Origin of the sequence: Sphaerotilus sp. (genome assembly GCF_013299175.1) — a bacterium.
Classification (GTDB): domain Bacteria; phylum Pseudomonadota; class Gammaproteobacteria; order Burkholderiales; family Burkholderiaceae_C; genus Sphaerotilus.
On sequence record NZ_JAAFKF010000113.1, the window covers coordinates 1 to 11,220 of the forward strand.

Below are 11,220 nucleotides of genomic sequence, written 5' to 3' on the forward strand. Positions count from 1 at the left end.
TCTGTTGGCCGACGATGGCGTCATCTTCGTGTCGATCGACGACAACGAGCTGTTTAACCTCGGGTTGTTGATGAACAAGGTGTTCGGCGAGGGCAACCACATCGCCAACGTCATCTGGCAGAAGGTCTTTTCGCCCAAGAACACGGCGGTCCACTTCTCGGATGACCACGAGTACGTGTTGGTCTACGCCGCTGACCGGGACCGCTGGCGTCCCAATCCGATGCCACGTACTGCCGCCCAGGACGGTGCTTACAAGAATTTGGACAATGATCCACGGGGTCTGTGGATGTCGAGCGACTTGTCGGCGCGCAACTACTACTCTGCGGGTTCGTACAGCGTTACCACGCCCTCAGGCAAGGTGATTGCAGGCCCGCCTCCCGGCCGTTACTGGACCATCTCAGAGGACCGATTTGCGGAGTTGAACAAAGACAATCGAATCTGGTGGGGCAAGGATGGCAACAACGCTCCTCGATTGAAACGCTTCCTGACGGATGTCAAGCAAGGCGTGGTGCCGCAGACGCTGTGGACCTACGACGCCGTGGGCCACACGCAGGACGCCAAGAAGCAGCTCAACGAGATCCTGCCCAAGGAGCGCAACGAGGACGTGTTCTCGACGCCCAAGCCCTTGCAGTTGATGGACCGCATCCTGCGTCTGGCCACCAAGCCCGGCGACCTGGTGCTCGACTTCTTCGCGGGGTCCGGCACGCTCGCCCAGGCCCTCTTGCAGCTCAACCAGGAAGACGGCGGCGAGCGCCGTTTCATCCTCGTGTCCAGCACCGAAGCCACCGAAACCGAGCCGGACAAGAACCTGTGCCGCGACGTGTGCGCCACCCGCGTGCGCCGCGCCGCCGAGGGCTACACGTCGGCCAAGGGAGACGAGGTGGCCGGGCTGGGCGGCGGCTTCGCCTACCTGCGGACCCGGACCATCCCGACCCACCGCCTCGAAGAGCGCCTGGACGACGGCCTGGTCTGGTCCTACCTCCAGATGAAGCACCACCACCCCCTGACCGAGCGGGGCGCGCTGGCCTCGGTGTCGGTCTGGGAAGGGCAGGTGCTCATCTACCTGCCCGCCACGACCGCCAAGATGAAAACCGCCCTGCAAGCGGCGCTGCTCCTGCACCCGCACGCCGTCGTCTACACCTGGACACCCGCCGCGCTGACGGGCCTCGTCCATGAAAACAACCTGCGAGAAGTCCCGGCCGACCTGACGCGCGGCTTCCGGTTCGGCAAGCTGGGAGGGGAACACGCATGAGCCGCATCGATCCACTGCCGTTCCAGGAGCGGCACATCACCGCCCTCGTCACCCGCTTCCAGAACCTGCGCGACGACTACGACCGCCTGACGAACCCGCAGGCGCTGTGTACGCTGCGCCAGCAATCGGCGGCGATCCTGCTCCAGGCCCCGACCGGCATCGGCAAGACGCTGATCGCCACCGAAACCGTGGCCCGCTTCTCGGCGCTGGACGAGGTGGTCTGGTTCTGGTTCGCCCCCTACGCGACCCTGATCGACCAGGCGGCGGCCAGCCTGCAACGCCAGGCCCCGCAACTGAAGATCCTGAACATCGCGCACCAGCGCACCCCGGACGAGCTGGCCTCCGGCGCACTCTTCGTCATCACTTGGCAGACGGTGGCGACCAAGACCAAGGAATCGCGTCTGGCCCGCACCACGGGCGACGCGGGCCTGTCGGTGGATGAACTCGTCGCCCAAGCCCGCGCCCTGGGCCTGCGGATCGGCGTCGTGGTGGACGAGGCGCACCACGGCTTCGTGAAGGCCAAGGAGGCGCACCGCTTCTTCGCCGACGTGCTGGCGCCGGACTACGTCCTGATGATGACCGCCACCCCACGGGACACCGACGTGGCCAGCTTCACCGACAAGACTGGCTATCAGGTGGGCGACGCCGCCGACTGGGCCAGCATCACGCGGCACGAGGGCCACCAAGCCGGTCTGCTCAAGCTCGGCGTCAAGACGGCGCAGTTCCTCACCGGCAACAACGACGATGCCGCGCTGGTGAACTTCGAGGAAGTCGCCATGTCCGAGTGCGCGGCCATGCACCGCCACCTCAAGGGCGTGCTGGCCCAGCACGGTGTGGCGCTCACGCCGCTGATGCTTGTGCAGGTACCCAACGGCGGCGCCGCATTGAACCAGGCCCGCGACTACCTGACCGGGCCGCTGAAATTCCCGGCGTCGGCCGTCAAGGTCCACGCCGCCGAAGAGCCGGACCCCAACTTGCAGGCGCTGGCGCAAGACCCGACGGTGGAGGTGCTGGTGTTCAAGATGGCGATTGCGATGGGCTTCGACGCGCCGCGGGCCTTCACGCTGGCGGCCTTGCGGGGCACCCGTGACGCGAACTTCGGCATCCAGGTGGTCGGCCGCATCATGCGCGTGCATCCGCTGCTGCAGCGCCGCCCGGACACCCCGCCGGTCCTGGACCACGGCTACGTATTCCTGGCGAACCGAGCGGCGCAGGAGGGCTTGACGGGGGCGGCTGCCGCCATCAACAAGCTCCAGGCCCACACGGCCAACACCACGCCCGAAACGGTCATCACCTTCACGGACGATTCGTCGTTTGTCCAGGTGGTCAAACCTGGCCAGACAGCGGTGATCTTTCCGACTGAGCTACCCGTTGCCGTGGTGTCACCTGAAGGCACCGAGGGCACACCAACCGCCGTCCCGTCGGGCCAGACCCAGACCGTGGTACCGCTGCCGCAGCAAACGTCGGCCCTGTTCCCTGAACTCGCCAAGACCGCGCTGGCGCACGGTGCGAGTGCGGGGCCGACGGCGCTGGTGAATGCGTTCAAGCTGGATGCGCAGGCGCAGTACAGCTATCCCCTGAAGGTGCAGGGCTTGCCTGCGCTGGTGACGGAAGTGCTGCCCGCGAACCCCGACGACTTCGAGGTGCAGTTGGTGTCGTTCATCGACTTCTCTGCGGTGCTGGTGGACCGCGACCGCAGCAAGACCAAGCTGGTGAAGCGCACGGTGGACCTCTTCGAGAGCGCCGATGCCCCGGACGACGTGGACATCCTGGCCAAGATGTCCGCCGTCGGCATCGCGCAGCGGGCCAGACAGATCGCGTTCGAGTACCCCGATGTGGACAACCGGGCGTTCCTGCGGGCGCTGCGACAGCGTTTCCAGGGTGCGCTGGACGCTGGAGGGTTTGACCTGCCTGAATCCGAAGAGGCCCTGACCCAGCAACTGGAGCTGGTCCTGGTCCGCAACCCGAGCCTGATCCGGCAGGCGCACAAACGCTGCCGCGCCAGCCAGATTCATGCCCGTTCCCACTCGCTGCCGCCGGTGCAGCAATCTGCGCAGCCATTGGAGAAGGCCAGGCGCAACGTCTACGGGATCTTTCCGCCCGACCTTTCTGTCGAGGAGCGGCGCTTTGCCGAACTGCTGGACACGTCGCCCGATGTGGACTGGTGGCACCGCAACCCGGTGCGCCAGCCTGAGTCGGTGGCGCTGTACCGCTGGTCGAACGGTGTCGGGTTTTTCCCGGATTTCCTGGTGGCCGTGAAAGGCCGGAAGGTGGGCGACGGCGTCGCGCTGGTGGAGTTCAAGGGACCGCACCTGCAGCAATACGACAAGGAGAAGGCGGGGGCGGTGCATCCGCACTACGGCCGCGCCTTCATGGTCGGGGTTGGCGCCAAGGACAAGCAGGCGCTGCGCTTGTTCCGTCTCGTGGAGGGCGACCTGGAGGACGACGGCCTGTTCGAGGTCGGACGCCTTCGCCACGATTGAACATCGAAGCTGAAAACGACAAAGCCCCAGCAAGTGGGGCTTCGTGGGTGCATGAATGGGTGAATCTGGTCGGGGTGAGAGGATTCGAACCTCCGGCCTCTACGTCCCGAACGTAGCGCTCTACCAGGCTAAGCTACACCCCGAAAAACAAATCGCGCCATGCAAAACCCTGTGGCGCGATCGTTTTGAATTGTCCTTGGTCGGGGTGAGAGGATTCGAACCTCCGGCCTCTACGTCCCGAACGTAGCGCTCTACCAGGCTAAGCTACACCCCGTGTGCTGACGAACTGCCCTGAAAACTCAGGAATTCCTGTCAACTGCCAAGACTGACAATGTTAGCAGCGCATCCTTGAATTGGGAAGGGGGCAGTGCCGAAATGTGCTGTTGCGCACGCTGTGCCTCGTCGCGAGCGGCTTGGCGTGTGGCGTCCAGAGCACCGGTGCGGCGCACGATCTGGATGATCTCGTCGAGCCGTTCGACCTCGCCGTGCTCGATGGCGTGGCGGATCAGGTCGCGTTCGGCGGCGGTCCCGTGGCGCATGGCGTGCAACAGTGGCAGCGTCGGCTTGCCTTCGCGCAGGTCGTCGCCGACGTTCTTGCCCAGCGCGGCGGTGGCGCCTTCGTAGTCGAGCAGGTCATCGACGATCTGGAACGCCGTGCCCAGTGCCTGCCCGTAGGCGGCGCAGGCGGACTCGACTTCCGGTGTCGCGCCCGCCAACACGGCACCGATGCGCGCACTCGCCTCGAACAGCTTGGCCGTCTTGTAGCGGATGACCCGCAGGTAATCCTCGACGCTGGTGTCGGGGTCGTGCATGTTCATGAGTTGCAGGACTTCCCCTTCGGCGATGACGTTGGTCGCCTCGGCCAGCACGTCGAGCACGCGCATCCGGTCCACCGACACCATCATCTGGAAGGCCCGCGAGTACAGGAAGTCACCCACCAGCACGCTGGCCGCATTGCCGAACAGCGCGTTGGCGGTCTTGCGGCCCCGGCGCAGGGCGGATTCATCCACTACGTCGTCGTGCAGCAGCGTGGCGGTGTGGATGAACTCGACTGTCGCAGCCATCTCGAAACGCTCCGGGCCGTCGAAGCCGAGGGCGCGGGCGAACAGCAGGACGAGCTGCGGGCGGATGCGCTTGCCCCCGGCGCTGACGATGTAGTGCGAGATCTGGTTGATCAGCGCGACTTCCGAGGCCAGACGGCGGTGGATCACGGCATCAACCTGCGCCATCTCGCCGGCCATGAGTTGCGTGACGGCGGAGGAGGTCGGCTTGGTGGCGGTGGCGAAGCTCACGAGGAGGGGCTGGTTGGGATGCGCAGAATCCGCGGATTATAGGAACCCTGTCACAACTGCAGACTGACCGGTGTTTGGCCGGACACGCTTTGCGGCTTGGGGCTGTGATGAGAAGCCGACAGCCGGGGAAGCAAGTCGTGCAAAGCGTGGCATAATCTTGGGCTTCGCGTTTGTCACCGGGATGTTGCTGGCGTCAGCACGCGGAAAAACTTTACCCCCAAGAAAGGGCTGATATGTACGCGGTCATAAAAACCGGTGGCAAGCAATACAAGGTTGCAGCCGGCGAAAAAATCAAAGTAGAACAGATCACTGCGGACGTTGGCCAAGAGATCGTGATCGACCAGGTGCTCGCCGTTGGAAGCGGTGCAGAACTCCGGGTTGGCGCTCCCTTGGTTGATGGCGCAACGGTGACGGCCACGGTGCTGTCGCATGGTCGGCACGACAAGGTGCGCATCTTCAAGATGCGCCGTCGCAAGCACTACCAGAAGCGCCAGGGCCACCGCCAGAACTACACCGAGCTGCAAATCAGCGCGGTGCTCGGCTGATCCGTCGCCTCTCCCATCCAGCACATCCTCAGAGGATCTGAACCATGGCACAGAAAAAAGGCGGCGGTTCCACACGGAACGGCCGCGATTCCCAACCGAAAATGCTCGGCGTCAAGGCCTACGGCGGCCAAGTGGTCACCGCCGGCTCGATCATCGTGCGCCAGCGTGGCACCCGTTTCCATGCAGGCAGCAATGTCGGCATGGGCCGTGACCACACGCTGTTCGCGCTGGTCAATGGCACCATCTCGTTTGCCACCAAGGGCGCCGAGAACCGCAAGACCGTGATCGTCACGCCGGTCTGATCGACCGCGCTGCGACGCTTGCGCGCATGAAGCCCCGGCAAGCCGGGGCTTTTTTGCTTTGAAATGATCTGAAGATCCGATGATCGGATGACCCGATGCGTCTGGATGCTGGAGTACAAGCATGAAATTTGTCGATGAAGTCACCATCGATGTGGCCGCCGGCAACGGTGGCTCCGGCTGCGCCAGCTTCCGGCGCGAGAAGTTCATTCCGTTCGGTGGACCAGACGGCGGCAACGGGGGCCGCGGCGGGCATGTCTATGTCGTGGGCGACCGCAACCTGAACACGCTGATCGACTTCCGCTACATCCGTCGCTACGAAGGCCGCAACGGCGAGTCCGGCCGGGGTTCAGACCAGTTCGGCGCGGCCGGTGCGGACGTGGTGATGCATGTGCCGGTCGGCACCATCATCCGGGATGCCGAGACCGAGGAGGTCATTGCCGAGCTGCTCACGCACGGCGAGCAGATCATCCTGGCCAAGGGCGGCGACGGCGGCTTCGGCAACCTGCACTACAAGACCAGCACCAACCGCGCGCCCCGGCAGAAAACCGTCGGCTGGCCCGGCGAGATCAAGGCGCTGAAGATGGAGCTGCGCGTGCTGGCGGATGTCGGCCTGCTCGGCATGCCCAACGCCGGCAAATCCACGCTGATCACCGCCATCTCGAACGCGCGCCCCAAGATCGCCGACTACCCGTTCACGACGCTGCACCCCAACCTCGGCGTGGTGCGGGTCGGCCCGAGCAAGAGCTTCGTGGTCGCCGACGTGCCGGGCCTGATCGAAGGGGCCTCCGAAGGCGCCGGTCTGGGGCATCTGTTCCTGCGCCACCTGCAGCGCACCCGCGTGCTGCTGCACATGGTGGACGCGGTGCCGTTTGACGATGGCGTCGATCCGGTCGCACAGGTTCGTGCCATCGCCAAGGAGCTGAAGAAGTACGACAAGGCGCTCTACGACAAGCCGCGCTGGCTCGTGCTGAACAAGCTCGACATGATTCCCGACCCCGAGGAACGCAAGAAGCGCATGAAGGACATCGTGCGCCGCTTGCGCTGGAAGGCGCCGGTGTTCGAGATTTCGGCGCTGACCCGCGAAGGGTGCGAACCCCTCGTCCGGGCGCTCTACCAGCACGTTGCCGCGCTCAATGCCCCCCCGATCGAGGTGCCGGACGTGCGCTTCGTCGAGGCCGACAACGAGTCCCTGCCGCCGGATCCGGCCGATCCGCGCTTCCGCTGAGGTTGCCATGAGTGAGGTTCTGCTGAACGCCCGCCGCATCGTCGTCAAGGTCGGCTCCAGTCTGGTCACCAACGAAGGCCGCGGCCTGGACGCCGAGGCCATCAACGCCTGGTGCGTGCAGCTCGCCGCGCTGGTGCGGCAGGGGCGCGAGGTGGTGATGGTGTCCTCCGGCGCCATCGCCGAAGGGATGAAGCGCCTGGGCTGGGCAACCCGGCCGAAGGAGCTGCACGAGTTGCAGGCCGCCGCTGCCGTCGGGCAGATGGGGCTGGCGCAGGTCTACGAAACGGCGCTGCGTGAACAGGGTCTGGGCAGCGCGCAGGTGCTGCTCACGCACGCCGATCTGGCCGACCGCGAGCGGTATCTGAACGCCCGTTCGACGCTGCTGACCTTGCTCGGTCTGGGTGTGGTGCCGGTCATCAACGAGAACGACACCGTTGTCACGGACGAGATCAAGGTTGGCGACAACGACACGCTGGGTGCCCTGGTGGCCAACCTCGTTGATGCCGATGCGCTGGTTATCCTCACCGACCAGAAGGGCCTGTACTCGGCCGATCCGCGCAAGGATCCGGACGCGAAGTTCATCCACGAAGCCGTGGCCGGGACACCCGAGCTGGAGCAGATGGCCGGCGGCGCGGGCTCCAGCATCGGCAAGGGCGGCATGATCACCAAGATCCTGGCGGCCAAGCGGGCGGCCGGCAGTGGCGCGTCCACCGTGATCGCCTGGGGCCGCGAGCCGGATGCGCTGCTGCGGCTGGTGGCGGGCGAGTCCATCGGCACGCTGCTGGTGGCGACGACCCCGAAGGTCGCGGCGCGCAAGCAGTGGATGGCCGACCACCTGCAGCTCAAGGGCGCGGTGGTGGTGGACGATGGCGCGGCGCTCAAGCTGCGCGACGAGGGCAAGAGCCTGCTGCCGATCGGTGTGGTCGAGGTGCAGGGGGATTTCTCCCGCGGCGACGTGATTGCGGTGCGGACACAGGCGGGTGTCGAGATTGCCCGTGGATTGGCGAACTATGCCAGCAGCGAAACCCGGCTCATCGCGCGCAAGCCGTCGTCGCAGATCGAGGGGCTGCTGGGCTATGCCAACGAGGCCGAGTTGATCCACCGTGACAATCTGGTGTTGCTGGTGCTGCCGGCTTGAATTGCATAAATCGCCTACCTGCCTGTGGGGTAGGGGGTGTGGTTCTCTCAATTGAGACGAATCGGTACCCGCGAACCGGGGTGGCATGAAACTGGTGGGTTCCGCACACTGGCCTCACTAAATTCAGATTGGCTTGGCGCCGATCGAAACCACACTCAGGAGCGACCATGCAAAACTTCGGTTTCAAGAAATTTTCGGTGCTGGCAGCAGCCGTTGTCGTGGCCTTGGGTGCCACGGCGGCACAGGCCCAGTCCATTCCCCTGAACGACGCATCGTTCGAGAGCGCCGATCTGCACGCGTTCTGGGGCGACACGACCGGCGGTGCTTCGACGGCCCCGCTGGGGGGCGCGCTCGGCAACCAGTACGCTGTGCTGGATGCCAACGAGTCGATCTACCAGAGCTTCACGGCGACGGTTGGTGGTCTCTACAACGTCAATTTCTGGGCGACCGGGGATGGTCGCTCGCGCATCTTCAACTCGAACGATTTCGCCACTGCGCTGGGCACGTCGGGCGACCCGATGACGGCATGGGGTGCTGGCTGGCACGCCGCGTCCTACACGTTCACTGCCATTGCCGGTGATTCCTACCACCTGTACTTCTCGGGCAAGGGTGCTGCGTTCGGTGTTGACGGTGTGACCGTGGCGGCGGCTGTGCCGGAACCCGAGTCCTACGCGATGATGCTCGCGGGACTGGGCGCCCTGGGCTTCGTGGCCCGTCGCCGCAAGCCTGTGCAGCATTGAGTGTCCCTCCGCAAAAAAAGCGCCTCGACCGAGGCGCTTTTTTGTTGCGGAGAGCGATTCAACTCAGTTCAGCACCGGTGCCAGTGCCCGGCGTGCATCGACCTCGCTCAGCGCCTGCCGCGCCGCGAAGTCCGCCAACTGGTCCTCGCCGATCTTGCCGACGTTGAAATACGCCGACTCGGGGTGCGCCAGGTAGAAGCCGCTGACGCTCGCCGCCGGGGTCATCGCCATGCTTTCGGTCAGCGTCATGCCGATGTCCGGCGCGTCGAGCACGTCGAACATCGCCCGCTTGACGAGGTGGTCCGGGCAGGCCGGATACCCCGGCGCCGGGCGGATGCCGCGGTACTGCTCGGCGATCAGCGCCTCGTTGCTCAGCACCTCGTCCGCCGCGTAGCCCCACAGCTCAGTGCGCACACGCTGGTGCAGCCGCTCGGCGAAGGCTTCGGCCAGCCGGTCGGCCAGCGCCTTGAACAGGATCGCGCTGTAGTCGTCGAGATCGTCGATGAACTGGCGCTCCTTCTTCTCGATGCCCAGCCCGGCCGTCACGGCGAACAGGCCGATGTAGTCCGGTTTCGTCCCCTTGGGCGCGATGAAGTCGGCCAGCGAGCGGTTCGGCCGGCGCACGCCGTCGATCACCGGCCGCTCCGACTGCATCCGCAGCGGCTGCCAGCGCAGCACGACGGTTTCGCGTGACTCGTCGCTGTAGACCTCGACCGTGTCGTCGCCCACCGTGTTGGCGGGCAGCAGGCTGATGACGCCGTTCGCCTGCAGCCAGCGCCCCTCGATCGCCCGCTGCAGCATGCGCTTGCCATCGCTGAACACCCGCACCGCCTCGCTGCCGACGATCTCGTCCTTCAGGATCTCTGGAAACTTGCCTGCCAGATCCCAGGTCTGGAAGAACGGCGCCCAGTCGATGCACTGCGCGAGTTCCGCGAGGTCGTAGTTGCGGAACACGCGCCGGCCGATGAACTTCGGCTTCGGCGGCGTGTAGGCAGCCCAGTCGATCGGCGTCTTGTTGGCGCGTGCGGTCGCCAGCGGCACCATTGGTGTGGCCTTCTTGTTCGCGTGCTGGGTGCGGACGCGGTCGTAGTCGGCGTTGAGTTCGTCGATGAACTTGGCGGCACGCTCGTCGCTGAGCAGGTCCGAGCACACGCCCACCGAGCGGCTCGCGTCCGGCACGTAGACCACCGGCCCGGTGTAGTGGGGCGCGATCTTGACGGCGGTGTGGACCCGCGAGCAGGTGGCGCCGCCGATCAGCAGCGGCGTCTGGCGCTCACGGAAGTAGTCATCGCGCTGCATCTCGGCGGCAACGTGCTGCATCTCCTCCAGACTCGGCGTGATCAGCCCGGACAGGCCGATGATGTCCGCGCCTTCTTCCCGCGCCTTCTTCAGGATGTCCTGGCACGGGACCATCACGCCCATGTTGACCACCTCGAAGTTGTTGCACTGCAGGACCACGGTGACGATGTTCTTGCCGATGTCATGCACGTCGCCCTTGACGGTGGCGATGACGATCTTGCCTTTCGGCTTGGCCTCGCCACCCGCATCGACCATGGCCTTCTTCTCGGCCTCGATGTAGGGCAGCAGGTGCGCGACCGCCTGCTTCATCACGCGGGCCGACTTGACCACCTGCGGCAGGAACATCTTGCCGGCGCCGAAGCGGTCGCCGACGATGTTCATGCCGGCCATCAGCGGGCCTTCGATGACGTGCAGCGGGCGCCCGCCCTTGGCCGAAATCGCCTGCCAAGCCTCTTCGGTGTCGGCGTTGATGAAGTCGGTGATGCCGTGGACCAGCGCGTGGCTCAGGCGGTCATCGACGCTCACCAACTGCTCGGCCGTGCCGCGCCACGCGAGCTTGGCCGAGTCGTCCTTGGCGGCACCCTTGGCGGTTTCGGCGATCTCGATCAGGCGCTCGCCCGCGTCGGGGCGGCGGTTCAGCACCACGTCCTCGACCCGCTCGCGCAGCACCGGCTCCAGGTCGTCGTACACGCCGACCATGCCCGCGTTGACGATGCCCATGTCCATGCCGGCCTGGATCGCGTGGTACAGGAACACGGTGTGGATCGCCTCGCGCACGGGTTCGTTGCCGCGGAACGAGAAGCTCACGTTCGACACGCCGCCCGAGACCTTGGCGCCCGGCAGGTTCGCCTTGATCCAGCGCGTGGCGTTGATGAAGTCCACGGCGTAGTTGTCGTGCTCCTCGATGCCGGTGGCGATGGCGAAGATATTGGGGTCGAAAATGA

General features: G+C 65.5%; 9 protein-coding genes and 2 tRNA genes. 7 read left to right on the forward strand and 4 right to left on the reverse strand.

Features of this window, described 5'->3' with window-relative positions:
• Both QZW52_RS16215 and QZW52_RS16220 read left to right on the forward strand, forming a co-directional pair.
• On the forward strand, positions 1-1,252 hold a 1,252-nt coding region (locus QZW52_RS16215; protein WP_294000671.1), incomplete at its 5' end, for a site-specific DNA-methyltransferase.
• Positions 1,249-3,735 (forward strand): DEAD/DEAH box helicase, encoded by a 2,487-nt coding sequence (locus QZW52_RS16220; protein ID WP_294000672.1) that lies wholly within the window; start codon positions 1,249-1,251, stop codon positions 3,733-3,735. The genes QZW52_RS16215 and QZW52_RS16220, both read left to right, overlap by 4 nt.
• Positions 3,736-3,801: 66 nt before the next feature.
• Here QZW52_RS16220 and QZW52_RS16225 read toward each other — a convergent pair.
• The 3 genes from QZW52_RS16225 to ispB all read right to left on the reverse strand — a co-directional run bounded on the left by QZW52_RS16225 (position 3,802) and on the right by ispB (position 4,976).
• Positions 3,802-3,878: transfer RNA gene (locus QZW52_RS16225), tRNA-Pro, on the reverse strand.
• 54 nt (positions 3,879-3,932) lie between these two features.
• Positions 3,933-4,009, reverse strand: a tRNA-Pro gene (locus QZW52_RS16230).
• 25 nt (positions 4,010-4,034) lie between these two features.
• On the reverse strand, positions 4,035-4,976 hold the full coding sequence (gene ispB, locus QZW52_RS16235) for an octaprenyl diphosphate synthase (RefSeq protein ID WP_294000683.1): 942 nt from the start codon (positions 4,974-4,976) through the stop codon (positions 4,035-4,037).
• Between the two features lie 284 nt (positions 4,977-5,260).
• On the opposite strand from ispB, the gene rplU reads away from it, so the two are divergent.
• The 5 genes from rplU (at position 5,261) to QZW52_RS16260 (ending at position 8,977) form a co-directional block, all read left to right on the forward strand.
• Positions 5,261-5,572 carry a 50S ribosomal protein L21 gene (rplU, locus tag QZW52_RS16240; RefSeq protein ID WP_179632469.1) on the forward strand — a complete coding sequence of 104 codons (312 nt, stop codon included), beginning with the start codon at positions 5,261-5,263 and terminating at the stop codon, positions 5,570-5,572.
• Between the two features lie 44 nt (positions 5,573-5,616).
• Positions 5,617-5,874: a 50S ribosomal protein L27 gene (gene rpmA, locus QZW52_RS16245; protein WP_294000674.1), complete on the forward strand. Its 258-nt coding sequence runs from the start codon at positions 5,617-5,619 to the stop codon at positions 5,872-5,874.
• 121 nt (positions 5,875-5,995) lie between these two features.
• Positions 5,996-7,099: a GTPase ObgE gene (obgE, locus tag QZW52_RS16250; protein ID WP_294000676.1), complete on the forward strand. Its 1,104-nt coding sequence runs from the start codon at positions 5,996-5,998 to the stop codon at positions 7,097-7,099.
• A 7-nt stretch (positions 7,100-7,106) separates the two neighbouring features.
• The gene (gene proB, locus QZW52_RS16255) at positions 7,107-8,237 is read left to right on the forward strand and encodes a glutamate 5-kinase (RefSeq protein ID WP_294000677.1); all 1,131 of its coding nucleotides are present in this window, start codon (positions 7,107-7,109) and stop codon (positions 8,235-8,237) included.
• A 167-nt stretch (positions 8,238-8,404) separates the two neighbouring features.
• Positions 8,405-8,977 (forward strand): PEP-CTERM sorting domain-containing protein, encoded by a 573-nt coding sequence (locus tag QZW52_RS16260; RefSeq protein ID WP_294000679.1) that lies wholly within the window; start codon positions 8,405-8,407, stop codon positions 8,975-8,977.
• A gap of 63 nt (positions 8,978-9,040) precedes the next feature.
• Here QZW52_RS16260 and QZW52_RS16265 read toward each other — a convergent pair.
• A partial coding sequence (locus tag QZW52_RS16265; RefSeq protein WP_294000681.1) for a vitamin B12 dependent-methionine synthase activation domain-containing protein occupies positions 9,041-11,220 on the reverse strand: 2,180 nt, incomplete at its 5' end.

What these genes read in the sequence shown, in the direction of transcription:
- QZW52_RS16220 (WP_294000672.1), top strand. Translation starts at nt 1,249, where the DNA reads ATGAGCCGCATCGATCCACTGCCGTTCCAGGAGCGGCACATCACCGCC.
- ispB (WP_294000683.1), bottom strand. Translation starts at nt 4,976, where the DNA reads ATGGCCGGCGAGATGGCGCAGGTTGATGCCGTGATCCACCGCCGTCTG.
- rplU (WP_179632469.1), top strand. Translation starts at nt 5,261, where the DNA reads ATGTACGCGGTCATAAAAACCGGTGGCAAGCAATACAAGGTTGCAGCC.
- rpmA (WP_294000674.1), top strand. Translation starts at nt 5,617, where the DNA reads ATGGCACAGAAAAAAGGCGGCGGTTCCACACGGAACGGCCGCGATTCC.
- obgE (WP_294000676.1), top strand. Translation starts at nt 5,996, where the DNA reads ATGAAATTTGTCGATGAAGTCACCATCGATGTGGCCGCCGGCAACGGT.
- proB (WP_294000677.1), top strand. Translation starts at nt 7,107, where the DNA reads ATGAGTGAGGTTCTGCTGAACGCCCGCCGCATCGTCGTCAAGGTCGGC.
- QZW52_RS16260 (WP_294000679.1), top strand. Translation starts at nt 8,405, where the DNA reads ATGCAAAACTTCGGTTTCAAGAAATTTTCGGTGCTGGCAGCAGCCGTT.